Origin of the sequence: Mycobacterium lehmannii (assembly GCF_001499925.1) — a bacterium.
Lineage (GTDB): Bacteria > Actinomycetota > Actinomycetes > Mycobacteriales > Mycobacteriaceae > Mycobacterium > Mycobacterium lehmannii.
In genome coordinates this window covers 1-14,132 of record NZ_LQIR01000033.1, presented here as the reverse complement: position 1 = coordinate 14,132, position 14,132 = coordinate 1, and the positions used below count along the sequence as shown (strand labels likewise).

Genomic DNA, 14,132 nt, shown 5'->3' with positions numbered 1-14,132 from the left:
CGCTCCCTACGCGGCGGCGACCACGTGCTGGCGAGCCGGCTCGCTGCGGTAGCGGCTGGGCGGACCGTCGATCCTGCACATCCTCCACACGAGCTTGGCGAACGGGTTCATCAGCCCGGTGTCGTGGCACAACATCCGGACGTCGCCGAACATGTCGCGCAGGAATTGCCTCGACTTGGGCGCACGGAAGAACAGCTCCTTGCGCACCGAGCGCGGGATGTCGAACTCCCGCCAGAACGACCTCGGCGGCACGATGATCGCCTGGCACAGCACCCGCATGATGATCGGCACGTTCCACGACAACCAGAACCGCTGCCGGCGGTTCAGATGCGGCAGGCGCTTACGCAGATATTCGTGGGCGAACGAAATGTGGCGCGCTTCCTCGGCCACGTGGATCGCCATCACCCGCTCCATGATCGGGTGCAAGTCCTTGCCCTCGCGCAGCACGTTCTTCTGAGTGTGGTCGATCGGCTCTTCACCGGCGAGCACGCCGAAGAAGAACGGGATCGGCAGCGGCCCGGCGATCAGCGGGATGAACGGCGACAGCCAACGCAGCATGCGCGGCATGCCCGGCACGTCCGCGCCGATGCGGTTGACCATCTCCTGGAACATCATCGTGTGGTTGCACTCTTCGACCGACTCGTGCAGGCAGTACCGGTATTCGGGCGAACCGTTGGGCACCCAGAACGCGTAATTCGTCAGGCCGCGGATGAGGATGATCTCGAACTGCAACCCGACCTTGGCGACGTTGGCCTGCCGCCACATCCCGATTTCGATCTGCCGCTCCAGCGGCTGGGCCTGATACCAGGGATGTCCGCCGAGCGGGTCGGTGGCGGGCAGCACCCACCGCGGATCGTTCTCGGTGACCGCGAACTCCGGGGAGTCCCAGTCGATGTCGGTGTACGGGTTGAAGTTCCGCCGCACCGAACCCTCGGACAGTGTGGTGAGCGTGTCGACGTAATCGGCGTCGTCGCTGACCTCCATGTTGCGACGCCATCGCCTGACCATTCGAGTCCGCGCCATCTTCAGCCTCCCCTATGAGGTTTACATTCGCGCCTCTGATGTCCAACAACGGTACCGGAGGTATCGCCTACTGAACATACCCCTCGGCGCGATGTGTCACACCGGCTGAAATACGGCGTGATGTGATGCCCGTCACATCAGAGGTAGGCGTGCGGGCGGTTCGGGTCTACCGGCTTCCGAACTCCCCGACAGCGGCGGCCCTGGCACCGTTGCGCACCACCGCGACGCCGGCTTCGGTCATGCCGCAATCGGTGATGATCGCCCGATGGCCGGGGCTGTTCATCCACCAGTTCACGGCTTCTGCGGGAACGGCGGCCACCCCGGTGCTCCAGAAAATGATCTCGCCGGCGTTGGAGAACTGCGTGTAGCCGGCGGCGGTGATGCGCTGGCCGACCGAAGATCCGTCCGAACCGGTGTGGCTTCGCACATTGTTGGCCAGCATGTCGTTGGCCTGCCGGGCCGCGGCCGCGCTCAGCTGTGGGTTTGCCGCGACCGGACCGCATCCGTTCGCGGCGCGGGCGGCGTTGATCTCGTTGAGCAGTGCACCGTCGTCGGCACCGTCGGCATGAGCAAGCACCGGGGCGCTGACGGCCGCCGCGGCCGCACACATTGAAATCAGGACCGAGCTTCTTCTACGACTGTTCACGTGCCCCCCTGGGCTCGAGCTTCAGTCCCCGACAGGTCACAGTATGGACACGGCGAGGTCTCTATGAAGCCCGTTTACCCACTTTTGTGACTTTCTCTGCCGCCCCTCCCCACGGCGACGGCACAGGTCCGGTCATTACTGTTGACCGCATGTCGCAGCTGACGATTCCCGCCGACCTCAAACCGCGCGACGGCCGCTTCGGCTGCGGGCCCTCCAAGGTCCGACCGGAACAGCTCAGTGCGCTCGCCGCAGCAGGTGACCTGTTCGGCACCTCGCACCGCCAGGCGCCGGTGAAGAACCTGGTCGGCCGGGTGCGTGAGGGGCTGCGCCAGCTGTTCTCGCTGCCCGACGGCTACGAGGTGATCCTCGGCAACGGCGGCACCACCGCGTTCTGGGATGCGGCGACGTTCGGCCTGATCGACAAGCGGTCGCTGCATCTGACCTACGGCGAGTTCAGCGCGAAATTCGCCTCGGCCGTCGCCAAGAACCCGTTCGTCGGCGATCCCGTCGTCGTCAAGGCCGACCCGGGCAGCGCGCCGGAGCCGACATCGGACCCGTCGGTCGACCTGATCGGCTGGGCACACAACGAGACCTCGACGGGTGTCGCGGTCCCGGTGCGGCGTCCGGACGGGTCGGGCGATGTGTTGATCGCGATCGACGCGACGTCTGCGGCGGGTGGGCTTGAAGTCGACATCACCGAATCCGACGTCTACTACTTCGCTCCGCAGAAGAACTTCGCGAGCGACGGCGGACTGTGGCTGGCGATCATGTCGCCGGCCGCGCTCGCGCGCGTCGAGGCGATCGCGAACTCGGGCCGCTGGGTCCCGGAGTTCCTGTCACTGCCGATCGCGATCGAGAACAGCCTCAAGAACCAGACGTACAACACTCCGGCGATCGGCACCTTGATCATGCTGGCCGAGCAGCTGGAGTGGCTGCTGGGCAACGGCGGACTGGACTGGGCGGTCAAGCGCACGGCGGATTCGTCGCAGCGGCTGTACGGATGGGCCGACGGGGCCGAGTTCGCGACGCCGTTCGTCGCTGATCCGGCGTTGCGTTCGCAGGTGGTGGGCACCGTCGACTTCAACGACGACATCGACGCCGCGGCCGTGGCCAAGACGCTGCGGGCCAACGGCATCGTCGACACTGAGCCCTATCGCAAGCTCGGCCGCAACCAGCTGCGGGTTGGGATGTTCCCGGCCGTGGAGCCCGATGACGTCAGCGCGCTCACGGCGTGCATCGACTGGGTGGTGGAGCGGCTTTAGCCGCGACCAACAGGCGGGGAGCGGCTTTAGCCGCGACCAACAGGCGGGGAGCGGCTTTAGCCGCGTGTCCTACCAGGTAACGCCCGGATAACGCAGTAGTGTCCGGTTGATCGGGCTTTGCGCTAGCCCGGAGGAGGTCGCCATGCGGGAACTCAAAGTCGTCGGACTCGATGTGGACGGCAAACGAATCATCTGCGAGGTCGACGGCTCCGGCGAGAAATTCACGCTGCGGCGCGACGATCGGTTGCGGGCCGCCGTTCGAGGTGACCAGATGGGTTCGAGCCAGACACGAGACGAGGCCGAGGTTCAGAACGTGTTGCGCCCCAGAGAGATTCAATCGCGGATCAGGGCGGGCGCGTCCGTCGAGCAGGTCGCCGAGGCGTCGGGTGTCGACGTGGCCCGTGTCGAGCGGTTCGCCCACCCGGTGTTGCTCGAGCGTTCCCGCGCCGCCGAGCTGGCAACGGCCGCGCACCCGGTGCTTCCCGACGGTCCGTCGGTGCTGACCCTGCTCGAGACGGTCACGACGGCGTTGATCGCGCGCGGGCTCGACCCCGACGCTCCCGCATGGGATGCGTGGCGCAACGAGGACGGCCGCTGGACCGTGCAGCTGGCGTGGAAGGCGGGGATGTCCGACAACGTCGCACACTTCCGGTTCACCCCCGGTGCCCACGGCGGGACGGTGACGGCATTCGACGACGCAGCCTCCGAGCTGATCGACCCGAACTTCTCCCGTCCGCTGCGCCCAGTCGCAGCGCTGCCGCAGCCAGCGGCCGAGGTCGAGGAGCCGACGCTGCCGATCGAGCCGCCAGTGCAGGTCAGTACACCGGAACCGCAGCCCGAAGCGGAGGCCGAGCCGGTCGCCCCGAAGCAGCCCAAAGCGCGCAGGGGCAAGGCCAAGCCGGCGGTCCCGGCGTGGGAGGACGTTCTGCTGGGCGTGCGTTCCAGCGGCCAGCGCTGACTTTCCGCGCCAGGTCAGCCGCGCAACGCAACGGCGAGCACCACCAGCCACGCCGCAGCCACGCCGACGCCGGAGCCCAGCACGAACCACCGCCACACCGGCCGATTGCGCCACCCCCACACCGTCGGAGCCAGGCCGCCGACCGCGACCAGGTTGAGACCGATCGCCAGCAGCGGGTGCAACCGCAACAGTCCGAGGCTGAGCACGACGATCGTGGCCGCGACGACGGCCGCGACGAACCCCGCCACCGTCAACCCCATCGCCCACGGCGTCGAGTCGTCGGCCATCTCATTCACTCCGAGTCGCTCCGCTCAATCTCGCCGGCGTCCAATCTAACCCGCTCATAGAACGCCAGGGCCGCAGCGGTCGCGACGTTGAGCGAGTCGGTTCCCCGCGACATCGGGATCCGCACCCGCAGATCGGCCGCGCGCATCGTCCGCTCGGTGAGCCCCGGACCCTCCGCGCCGACGAGGATCGCCACCTTGTCGTCGGCGACGCCCGTCATCGCGTCGGCCAGCGTGCTTGCGGTAGGCATGGGTGTCATCGCCAGCAGTCGAAACCCGTTGGCCCGCAACAACTCCAGGCCATCGGGCCACGACTGCGCCCAAGCGTAGGGCACGAGCAGCGCATGGCCCATCGACACCCGAACGGCTCGCCGATACAGCGGGTCGGCGCAACCGGTGCCGAACACGACCGCGTCCACGCCGAGGCCGGCCGCGTTGCGAAAGATCGAGCCGAGGTTCTCGTGGTCGTTGACACCCTCGAGGACCGCGACGGTGCGCGCACCGTTCAACACCTCGGCGACCGTCAACTCGCGCGGCCGCGACGCCGACGCCAGCACGCCGCGGTTGAGGTGAAATCCCACCACTTCGGCCATCACATCGGCGGGCACCCGGTAATACGGAGCCGAGACGCCGACCAGGTCGCCCGCGAGTTCCTGCAGCCGGCGGTCGGTGCCCATCATCGCGCGCGGCGCGAACCGCGAGGCCAGCATCCGTTGCACCACCAGCACGCCCTCGGCGATCACCAGCCCCTTGCCCGTGGGCAGATCGGGCCTGCGGTCGACGCTGTTGAGATCGCGAAAGTCGTCGAGTCGCGGATCGGACGGATCGTCGACGTCGATCACGGTGTGCGTCACGGCAGGCGCGCTCGGCCGGCACCGCAGCGCGGTGGGCTACCTTTCATAGCGATGACGCCGCAACCGCCCCCGTTGCCCGGCAACCTGCTCAGGCCGTGGCCGGTCATCGTCGCGATCGCGGCCGGTTGGGTCGTCGCTGCGATCCTGGCGTTCACGGTGACCGGTCTACACGAGTGGCGGCCGTACACGGTGGCCGGGCTAGGGGTCGGCGCCCTTGGCACGGCGATCTGGTTGTGGCAACGTCACGCCGTGCGTCGCGGATCGCGCGGGGCGCAGAGCGGACTCACCTAGCGCGAGATGAGCAGACAGGAGAAGGCTATGGCAGCCCCGGTGTTGCAGGCCGAAATCACAATCAACGCCCCGGTGGCGAAGGTGTGGGAACTGGTCTCGAACCTCAAGAACATGCCGCGATGGAGCCCGCAGTGCCGGGCCATGAAGACGTTCGGCCCGCTGCAGCCGGGTGCGCGGACGATCAACCTCAACCGGCGCAAGTTTCTGATGTGGCCCACCACGAGCCGGATCATCGAAGTGGTCCCGGAGAAGAAGCTGGCGTTTCGGGTCAACGAGAACAACACCGTGTGGAGCTACGAGCTCGAGCCCACCGAGACCGGCACCCGTCTGGTGGAGACCCGTCACGCGGAGAACGGGGTCAAGCCGGTGTCGACGATGTTGGTCAACGCGGTGATGGGTGGCGTGCCCAGCTTCGAACGTGAACTCGTCGAAGGGATGAACGAGACGCTCGCGCGGATCAAGGCCGCGGCCGAAAGCTAACCGCTACTCGGCCGGCTCGGTCAGGTCGAGCACGCCGTCGTCGTACGGGTCGTAGAGCGGGGATCCGCCTCCGGCGGGCTGGGGCGTGTCCGAGTGTGCGCCGCAACCGTATTCGGAGTCGACGACGTGCCCGTCTGCGGAGAACTCGTTGGCGCAGACGCCGAACGTCGTACCCAGAGCACCGGCCAGGGGAAGGTAGAACCCGCAGTCGCGGCACACCCGCCGCGTCGAGCGCGCCATCGCCGAACCCGGACCGTACTCGCCGTCGTGCCAGCGTTGCGCCGCGTCCATGCGGCCCCACCGGCTGAGCACCTGGCGACGGCCCAGACCCACCTCGAGCGCGACATCGTCGATCTGTGGGTCGCCGGTCGCCACGTAGCCAGGTACCAGACGCGGGTCGTCCGGGGGCGGGGCGAGCAGATCTCCCGGGCCCAGATCACCGGGCTGGACGCGGTCGTGCCAGGGCACCCACTTCGGCGCCAGCAACGCCGTCGGCCCCGGAACCAGCACCACCTCGCTGATGGTGGCGTGGTCGGCGCCGGGCCACGCCGCGACCACGACGGCCCACTGCCAGCCGCGGTAGCCCGGCATGTCGGCGAGGAAGCGGTGCGTGGCCGCGGTCGGGTCCTCGAAGCTGGCACCCAGGTACTCACCGACGGTGTCCTCGCCGCTGAACTCGACGATCGCCGCACGCGCGTCATCGACGGCGCCCAGAAGTACCGCCTCCAGATCCGGCCGCTCGGCGGATTCGGTCACGCTGTCCATCGCCCTCAATACTGCCTGACCGGCTAACCGGCAGCCACACCGGTTGGCTGCACGCCCGCCACCGCTTCGATGGTGGAGAATCGACATCGTGACCGGACCGCGCCGTGACCCCCGAGACTCTGCGGATCGGCGCGACCCTCGGTACTACCCGCCACGACCACCCGCCGACGACCGCTGGGGCGACGACCGGTGGGGTGACGAGCACCCGGGGATGGCGAACTACCCGAGCGACCCGAGCTACCGTCGTCCCCGGCGCAACGGCCCGACGCCCAGCGCCAACCGATGGCTGCCTCCGCTCGACCAGCCCACCCGCGAATTCGGTGCCACGCCACCGCCGCACAGGATGGGCGGCGCCGCTGGCGAAAAGGTCACCGTCACACGGGCGGCCGCGCAGCGCAGCCGCGAGATGGGCTCCAAGATGTACGGCCTGGTGCACCGGGCGGCGACCGCGGACGGGGCCGACAAGTCGGGGCTGACCGCGTTGACGTGGCCGGTGGTCGCGAACTTCGCCGTCGACGCCGCGATGGCCGTCGCGCTGGCCAACACGTTGTTCTTCGCGGCGGCCTCCGGTGAGAGCAAGGGCAAAGTCGCGCTGTACCTGTTGATCACGATCGCGCCGTTCGCCGTCATCGCCCCGCTTATCGGGCCCGCGCTGGACCGGTTGCAGCACGGCCGCCGCGTAGCGCTGGCCACGTCGTTCGCGTTGCGCACGGGGCTCGCGGTGGTACTGATCGCCAACTACGACGGTGTCACCGGCAGCTTCCCCTCGTGGGTGCTCTATCCGTGCGCGCTCGGAATGATGGTGCTGTCCAAGTCATTCAGTGTGTTGCGCAGCGCGGTGACCCCACGGGTACTGCCGCCGACCATCGACCTGGTGCGAGTCAACTCTCGACTGACCACGTTCGGTCTGCTCGGCGGCACGATGGTCGGCGGCGCGGTGGCCGCGGGTGCGGAGTACCTGTTCAAGTTGTTCCAGATGCCCGGTGCCTTGTACGTGATCGTCGCGGTGTCGGTGGCGGGCGCGGCGCTGGCGATGCGGATCCCGAAATGGGTCGAGGTCACCGAGGGCGAGGTCCCTGCGACGCTGAGCTACCACGGTCGCACGGGCGAACTGCGGCGCGGCGCCGAGCATCTGCCGCCGGCGAAATCGAGGCGGCAGCCGTTGGGCCGCAACACCATCGCCGCGCTATGGGGCAACTGCACCATCAAGGTGATGGTCGGCTTTCTTTTCCTGTATCCGGCGTTCGTCGCCAAATCGCATGACGCCAGCGGATGGGAGCAGCTGCGCATACTCGGACTGATCGGCGCGGCCGCGGCCATCGGCAACTTCGCGGGCAACTTCACCAGCGCGCGCCTCAAGCTGGGCCGGCCGGCGCAGGTGGTGGTGCGCTGCACGATCGTCGTCACCCTCGCGGCGCTGGCCGCCGCGCTGACCGGCAACCTGCTGGTCGCCGCGATCGCCACGCTGCTCACGTCGGGGGCCAGCGCGATCGGCAAGGCCTCGCTGGACGCGTCGCTGCAGGACGACCTGCCCGAGGAGTCGCGTGCCTCGGCCTTCGGCCGCTCGGAATCGGTGCTGCAGTTGGCCTGGGTCGCCGGCGGTGCGGTCGGCGTGCTCGTCTACACCGAACTGTGGGTGGGCTTCACGGCGATCACCTCGGTGCTGATCCTCGGTCTGGCGCAGACCGTGGTGAGCTACCGCGGTGATTCGCTGATTCCGGGTCTGGGCGGCAACCGACCCGTGCTGGCCGAGCAGGAGGGCGGACGCACAGAGACCGCGGCGGTGGCGCACGAGTGAAACGCATGATCGCCGCGCTCGTCGCGGTGGTGATCCTCGCGTCGGTGGGTACCGGTGTGCTCGTCTGGTGGCTCAGCAGCAATGACGACTCACCGAAATACCCTGAGATCAGCGCGTATTCGCACGGACACCTCGTGCGTGTCGGTCCGTACCGCTACTGCGAGGTGCTCAACCCCACCAACTGTGAGGTCTTTCAAGACCAGGGCGAACTGCCCGTCACCGAGAGCGACGCGGTCCAGCTGTCGGTGCCACCGGCGATCGCCAGGGCGCCGTGGGTGCTGCTGCGCCAGTACGAGGACTCCGACGTCGTCGAGGAGTTCCGCCCGGGGACGCGACTGGCCGTGACGATCCCGACCGTCGACCCGCGGCGCGGCAAGCTCACCGGGCTCGCCGTGCTGCTGCCCACGCTGGTGCGCATCGACGACGAGGAGGTGCCGGCGCCGCACGCCGAGTGGTCGGTGCGCACGGTCTGGTCCTGAGTCGGCGTCACCCGGCGCCGTGGCCCTCTTCGACCCGCTCACCCTCGCGCGTCGGACCCGGCGGTGTCCCGTCTCCGAACGGCCTGCCGCCCAAGGCTTCTCGACCGTGCGGTGTCAACCAGTTGGCCAGATCTGGCCCTTTCGGCACGACCTGCGTCGGGTTGATGTCGGTGTGCACGATGTAGTAATGCTGCTTGATCTGGACGAAGTCGATGGTGTCGCCGAACCCCGGGGTTTGGAACAGGTCGCGGGCGTAGGCCCACAGGACGGGTAGCTCGGCGAGCTTTTGGCGGTTGCACTTGAAGTGCCCGTGATAGACGGGGTCGAAGCGCGCCAACGTGGTGAACAGCCGCACGTCGGCCTCGGTGATGGTGTCGCCCACCAGATACCGCTGGCCGTCCAGGCGCTCGGAGAGCAAGTCGAGCGCGAAGAACAATCTGTCGTAGGCCTTGTCGTAGGCCTCCTGCGATCCGGCGAACCCGCACCGGTACACGCCGTTGTTGATTTCGGTGTAGATGCGTTGAGCCACTTCGTCGATCTCGTCGCGGTGCTTCTCGGGGTAGAGGTCGGGCGCGCCGTCGCGGTGGTACTGCGTCCACTCGGTGGAGAAGTCGATCGTGATCTGCGGGAAGTCGTTGGTGACGACCTCACCGGTCGGCACGTCGACGATCGCGGGGACCGTGATGCCCTTGTCGTAGTCGGGGAAACGCTTCAGGTAGGCGTCTTTGAGCCGGGGGATTCCCAGTACCGGGTCGACGCCGTCCGGGTCGAGGTCGAACGTCCAGCTGTCCTGGTCGTGGGTGGGCCCGCAGAAGCCGATGGACAGGGCGTCCTCGAGCCCGAGCAGCCGTCGGACGATGATCGTGCGGTTGGCCCACGGGCAGGCCCGCGCGACGACGAGCCGATAGCGTCCGGGCTCGACGGGATACCCGTCGCGGCCATCGGCGGTGATACGAGTGCCGATGTACTTGGTGTCGCGGTTGAACTCGCCACCGGAGTCGGATTTGTCGGCGACATATGCCATGTGTCCAGGATGCCCCACGGGAACCGTCACCACCGCGGCAACGTCATACGCACATGGTCCCGTTTGTCGGCACCGAAGCTTTAGCCGTGGGCGCGGTGACCCGCTACCAGTTGGGCACGCGGTACCAGATGGTCCATCGGAATGTGTACGTGCCCCGCGACCATGTGCTGAGCGCGGTGGACAAAGCGGTCGCAGCTTGGCTGTGGTCCAGACGGGAAGCGACGCTGGTGGGACTGTCGGCGGCCGCGATGTACGGCTCGAAGTTCATCGACGGGCGCCTGCCCGCAGAGGTGCACCGGCGATCCCGCGACAGGCCGGCGGGGATCGTCGTGCACAGCGGGGAACTCAGCAGGGAGGAGATCCGCCGGGTCCGGGGCATTCTGGTCACCACGCCGGCGCGCACAGCCTTCGACCTCGGCCGGCGGTATGTGCGGACGCTGGCCGTCATTCGCGTCGATGCGCTGCTGCAGGCGACCTCGCTGAAGTTGCGCGACGTCGAGGCGCTCATCGAGCAGCACCGCGGCGCACGAGGTGTCGTTCAGCTGCGGGAAGTGAAAAAACTCGCGGACCCCGGCGCGGAGTCTCCGCAGGAGACGCGGACACGTCTGGTGTTGACCGATGCCGGACTCCGGCCGACGCACACTCAGATCGACGTCTTCGATCGCTACTACAACCACGTCGGCCGCATCGACATGGGCTATCCGAAATGGAAGGTCGGCGTCGAATACGACGGCGCACAACACTGGACCAACCCGCGGATCCGCGCAGCCGACATCGAACGCCAAGCCAGACTCGAGGCCCTGGATTGGCGGATCGTCCGGGTCAGCGCCGAGATGCTGCGCTACCGACCCCACACGATTGTCGAGCGCACTTTGGCCGCTCTGCGCGCCGCCGGCTGCTCGAGCGTCGAGTTGTTGTCGTGAGATCGGCAATTCATCGACAACAAGTCGACGTTCGGCGCGAAGAAACTAGGCCTCGAGCTCGCGGCCGACCGCCCGCACCACCTCGGAGACCCGGCGGGCGACTTTGCGGTCCGGATAGCGACCCTTACGCAGTTCGGGCTGCACAGCGCTCTCGAGCAGCGTGATCATGTCCTCGATCATGCCGTGCAACTCGTCGGGCGAATGCTTGCGCTCGGCGGCGGCAGCCTCCCGGCGCGTGCGCGAAAGGCTCGGCGGCGGGTCGATGAGCGTCAGCGTCAGCGCCTGCGGCCCGCGCCTGCCCGCGGCGATGCCGAACTCCACGCGCTGCCCGGCCTTGAGGGTCTCGACACCGGAGGGCAGCGCCGAGGATCGGACGTAGACGTCCTCGCCGTCCTCCTGGGACAAAAACCCGAAGCCCTTTTCGGCGTCGTACCACTTAACCCTGCCGGTCGGCACTGGTCTCACCCGCTCGTCGTTGTACCTACAAAAGGAAAGCGCCCCGATGCGCCGGGACGCGTGCTGCTCGATCCTACTCTGACCTCTACCTCGCCAGCACCCCCTTATCGGTAGGCTGAAGACCACCGCTGGAGGAGAAGAAGCGCGCATATGCGATTGATACTCAACATCATCTGGTTGGTGTTCGGCGGCCTGTGGCTGGCGCTGGGCTACCTGCTGGCGGCGCTGATCTGTTTCGTACTGATCATCACCATCCCGTTCGGGTTCGCCGCGCTTCGTATCGCGATGTATGCGCTGTGGCCGTTCGGCCGCACGATCGTCGAAAAGCCGGGACCGCGGCCAGCCGCCCTGGTCGGCAACGTCATCTGGGTCATTCTGTTCGGCGTCTGGCTGGCCCTCGAGCACATCATCACCGCGATCGCGATGGCGATCACGATCGTCGGCATTCCGCTCGCACTGGCCAACCTCAAGCTGATCCCGGTGTCGCTGATGCCGCTGGGTAAGGAGATCGTGCCCGTCGACGCCGCGAACAACCCGGAGCGGGCGTTCGCGTGACCGTCGTCCACCTCGGCGTGCCGTCCGCCGCAGCGTCCTCCCCCGCCCCGGCCGGCGGGCCGCTGATCGACACCTTCGGCCGCGTCGCCACCGATCTGCGGGTGTCGTTGACCGACCGCTGCAACCTGCGGTGCACCTACTGCATGCCCGCCGAAGGCCTGGACTGGTTACCGTCGGAGCGGCTGCTGCGGCCCGAGGAGTTGACCCGCCTGCTGCGCATCGCCGTGACGAGGCTCGGCGTCAGAAGCGTGCGCTTCACCGGTGGCGAACCTCTGGTCGCCCGCCATCTCGAGGACGTCATCGCCGCTACGGCTGCGCTGAGCCCCCGGCCCGAGATCACGTTGACCACCAACGGCATCGGTCTCGACAAGCGGGCCGAACGGCTCAGGCAGGCGGGGCTGGACCGCATCAACGTCTCGCTGGACACCGTCGACGCCGGGCGATTCGCCGCCATCACCCGTCGGGACAGGCTCCCCGATGTGCTGGCCGGTCTGCGGGCCGCGAAGGCCGCGGGCCTGGACCCGGTCAAGGTCAACGCCGTCCTCGACCCGGTCACCGGCCTTGACGACGCGGTCGGGCTGCTGCGCTTCTGCCTCGACCAGGGCTACCAGCTCCGCATCATCGAGCAGATGCCATTGGACGCCGGCCACTCGTGGCAACGCGGCAAGGCGATCTCCGCCGATGACGTTCTCGCCGTGCTGCAGCAGCATTTCGACCTCACCCCGGACACCACCCCGCGCGGGTCGGCGCCGGCCGAGTTGTGGCGCGTCGACGGCGGCGTGGGCAAGGTCGGCATCATCGCCTCGGTGTCACACGCGTTCTGCTCCGCCTGCGATCGCACCCGGCTGACCGCCGACGGCCAGGTCCGCAACTGCCTGTTCGCGCAGCAAGAGACCGACCTGCGACACCTGATGCGCGCGGGCGCCGACGACGCCGCCCTCGAGGCCGCGTGGCGTGCGGCGATGTGGGCCAAAGCGGCGGGCCACGGCATCAACGATCCGAACTTCGTACAACCCGATCGGCCGATGAGCGCGATCGGCGGATGAGTCAAAGGAAGCAATGACGACGACAACGACCACGGTTGCGGTGAACGTCCGCTATTTCGCGGCCGCACGAGCCGCCGCCGGTAACGATGAGGAGACGATTCGGCTTCGGCCGGGAACGACGCTCGCCGAACTGGTCGGGCAGCTCAGTGAGCGCGACGAGAATCTGGCGAAAGTGCTGAAACGCTGCTCGTTTCTGACCGACGGCATCGCTGTGCGCGACGACGCCGTCGCGCTGCGCGACGCTCAAACCGTCGATGTCCTTCCCCCGTTCGCCGGCGGGTAACGGTGATTTCCGTCACATCACGGAATGATCACAACCTGACTACGACGCGATTTAGCGCGCGATAGTCCTGCGGAAACGCAGAAAACTGCTGGGCATTTAGAGGATTTTTAAGATTTGCCAAAGGCGAAAACGCCGTAATCGGCAAAAGATGACGCGCTCAAAACGAGCCGATACGGTTCAGTCCCAAGCCGGTCGACCTCAAACCGACTGGCCCGCCGTGCCCAACCGCGCCGAGCTCCATCCGTTGGCGCACGGGATACCAACGAACAACTTGGATGGAGGCGGGGGACCCAACCGGTCCGCCGAGTCAAAGACGGACCTGGAGCCGATCGGTTCCTTGGGGTGAAGCCGAATCGCATTGTGCGACAAGGCCGGGCAATACCTCTCCAGCCCGAACCCGACAGCTGACCTCGTGGGCGCCGAAGAGAGGACCGGAAGCACCTATGAGTGGACGGCACCGCAAGCCGGCTTCATCGGCTGTAAGCGTCGCGAAAGTCGCCTTCACGGGCGCTGTGCTCGGAACCGGAAGCCTTGCCCTCGCCGGCCAGGCCCACGCCGCCACCGACGGCGAATGGGATCGGGTGGCCAGCTGCGAGTCCGGCGGCAATTGGGCCATCAACACCGGCAACGGCTACCAGGGTGGTCTGCAGTTCGCGCCGAGCACCTGGACCGGTCACGGCGGCGGTGAGTACGCCCCCGCCGCGCATCTGGCCAGCAAGGAAGAACAGATCGCCGTCGCCGAACGCGTGCTCGCCAGCCAGGGCAAGGGCGCGTGGCCGACGTGCGGTAAGGGCTTGTCGGGTGCGACGCCGCGCAACGTCGTCGACGACGCCGTCGAGGCCGTCAACAACCTGCTGCCACCGCCGCCTCCGCCGTTCGACCCCTTCGCGCCGCCGCCTCCGCCCGCACCGGTCGATGCGCTGGCCGCACCCGCGCCGCCGCCGCCGCCGCCCGGCGATCCTTTCGCCCCGCCGCCGCCCCCACCGGTCGATGCGCTGGCCGCAC

The 14,132-nt window shown here is 67.8% G+C and carries 18 protein-coding genes and 1 riboswitch; of the genes, 11 read left to right on the top strand and 7 right to left on the bottom strand.

The window, feature by feature from the left end; translation table 11 throughout:
* Positions 1-6 precede the first annotated feature (6 nt).
* Positions 7-1,023, bottom strand: coding sequence for an AurF N-oxygenase family protein (locus AU192_RS16875; protein WP_064398192.1), 1,017 nt, complete (start codon positions 1,021-1,023; stop codon positions 7-9).
* Positions 1,024-1,189: 166 nt separating this feature from the next.
* Positions 1,190-1,669 (bottom strand): CAP domain-containing protein, encoded by a 480-nt coding sequence (locus AU192_RS16870; protein ID WP_242656965.1) that lies wholly within the window; start codon positions 1,667-1,669, stop codon positions 1,190-1,192.
* Positions 1,670-1,818: 149 nt separating this feature from the next.
* Between AU192_RS16870 and serC the strand changes: the two genes are divergently transcribed.
* Both serC and sepH read left to right on the top strand, forming a co-directional pair.
* A complete protein-coding gene (serC, locus tag AU192_RS16865; protein WP_064398189.1) occupies positions 1,819-2,931 on the top strand; it encodes a phosphoserine transaminase in 1,113 nt (370 codons plus the stop codon).
* A 142-nt stretch (positions 2,932-3,073) separates the two neighbouring features.
* Positions 3,074-3,889: a septation protein SepH gene (gene sepH / locus AU192_RS16860; protein ID WP_064398188.1), complete on the top strand. Its 816-nt coding sequence runs from the start codon at positions 3,074-3,076 to the stop codon at positions 3,887-3,889.
* 14 nt (positions 3,890-3,903) lie between these two features.
* On the opposite strand, the gene AU192_RS16855 is transcribed toward sepH, so the two are convergent.
* Positions 3,904-4,176, bottom strand: coding sequence for a DUF2537 domain-containing protein (locus AU192_RS16855; protein WP_064398220.1), 273 nt, complete (start codon positions 4,174-4,176; stop codon positions 3,904-3,906).
* Between the two features lie 5 nt (positions 4,177-4,181).
* Positions 4,182-5,027: a TrmH family RNA methyltransferase gene (locus tag AU192_RS16850; RefSeq protein ID WP_064398185.1), complete on the bottom strand. Its 846-nt coding sequence runs from the start codon at positions 5,025-5,027 to the stop codon at positions 4,182-4,184.
* A gap of 51 nt (positions 5,028-5,078) precedes the next feature.
* Between AU192_RS16850 and AU192_RS16845 the strand changes: the two genes are divergently transcribed.
* Positions 5,079-5,318 (top strand): DUF2530 domain-containing protein, encoded by a 240-nt coding sequence (locus AU192_RS16845; protein WP_064398183.1) that lies wholly within the window; start codon positions 5,079-5,081, stop codon positions 5,316-5,318.
* 27 nt (positions 5,319-5,345) lie between these two features.
* Complete coding sequence (locus AU192_RS16840) at positions 5,346-5,798, top strand: SRPBCC family protein (protein ID WP_064398182.1); 453 nt, start codon at positions 5,346-5,348, stop codon at positions 5,796-5,798.
* Positions 5,799-5,801: 3 nt separating this feature from the next.
* Here AU192_RS16840 and AU192_RS16835 read toward each other — a convergent pair whose 3' ends face one another.
* A complete protein-coding gene (locus AU192_RS16835; RefSeq protein WP_064398178.1) occupies positions 5,802-6,563 on the bottom strand; it encodes a DUF3027 domain-containing protein in 762 nt (253 codons plus the stop codon).
* Positions 6,564-6,774: 211 nt separating this feature from the next.
* Between AU192_RS16835 and AU192_RS16830 the strand changes: the two genes are divergently transcribed.
* Both AU192_RS16830 and AU192_RS16825 read left to right on the top strand, forming a co-directional pair.
* Positions 6,775-8,361, top strand: a complete 1,587-nt coding sequence (locus AU192_RS16830) for an MFS transporter (RefSeq protein ID WP_165593314.1) — start codon at positions 6,775-6,777, stop codon at positions 8,359-8,361.
* On the top strand, positions 8,358-8,840 hold the full coding sequence (locus AU192_RS16825) for a DUF2771 domain-containing protein (RefSeq protein WP_064398174.1): 483 nt from the start codon (positions 8,358-8,360) through the stop codon (positions 8,838-8,840). The genes AU192_RS16830 and AU192_RS16825 overlap by 4 nt, the downstream gene beginning before the upstream one ends.
* A gap of 7 nt (positions 8,841-8,847) precedes the next feature.
* Here the strand turns inward: AU192_RS16825 and AU192_RS16820 are convergent, their stop codons facing one another.
* Positions 8,848-9,864: a glutathione S-transferase family protein gene (locus AU192_RS16820; protein WP_064398172.1), complete on the bottom strand. Its 1,017-nt coding sequence runs from the start codon at positions 9,862-9,864 to the stop codon at positions 8,848-8,850.
* A 53-nt stretch (positions 9,865-9,917) separates the two neighbouring features.
* On the opposite strand from AU192_RS16820, the gene AU192_RS16815 reads away from it, so the two are divergent.
* Complete coding sequence (locus AU192_RS16815; RefSeq protein WP_064398170.1) at positions 9,918-10,787, top strand: DUF559 domain-containing protein; 870 nt, start codon at positions 9,918-9,920, stop codon at positions 10,785-10,787.
* Positions 10,788-10,832: 45 nt separating this feature from the next.
* Here AU192_RS16815 and AU192_RS16810 read toward each other — a convergent pair whose 3' ends face one another.
* Positions 10,833-11,243, bottom strand: coding sequence for a cold-shock protein (locus AU192_RS16810; RefSeq protein ID WP_064398168.1), 411 nt, complete (start codon positions 11,241-11,243; stop codon positions 10,833-10,835).
* 150 nt (positions 11,244-11,393) lie between these two features.
* Between AU192_RS16810 and AU192_RS16805 the strand changes: the two genes are divergently transcribed.
* The 4 genes from AU192_RS16805 to AU192_RS25980 form a co-directional block, all read left to right on the top strand.
* Entirely contained in the window at positions 11,394-11,798 is a 405-nt protein-coding gene (locus AU192_RS16805) for a YccF domain-containing protein (RefSeq protein ID WP_064398166.1), read from the top strand.
* Positions 11,795-12,844, top strand: a complete 1,050-nt coding sequence (gene moaA / locus AU192_RS16800; protein WP_064398164.1) for a GTP 3',8-cyclase MoaA — start codon at positions 11,795-11,797, stop codon at positions 12,842-12,844. The genes AU192_RS16805 and moaA overlap by 4 nt, the downstream gene beginning before the upstream one ends.
* Before the next feature lie 13 nt (positions 12,845-12,857).
* Positions 12,858-13,127 (top strand): MoaD/ThiS family protein, encoded by a 270-nt coding sequence (locus AU192_RS16795; protein ID WP_064398163.1) that lies wholly within the window; start codon positions 12,858-12,860, stop codon positions 13,125-13,127.
* A gap of 253 nt (positions 13,128-13,380) precedes the next feature.
* Positions 13,381-13,561: riboswitch (cyclic di-AMP (ydaO/yuaA leader) on the top strand.
* A 9-nt stretch (positions 13,562-13,570) separates the two neighbouring features.
* Positions 13,571-14,132, top strand: a 562-nt coding sequence (locus AU192_RS25980; RefSeq protein WP_165593313.1) for a transglycosylase family protein, incomplete at its 3' end; no start/stop codon positions are given.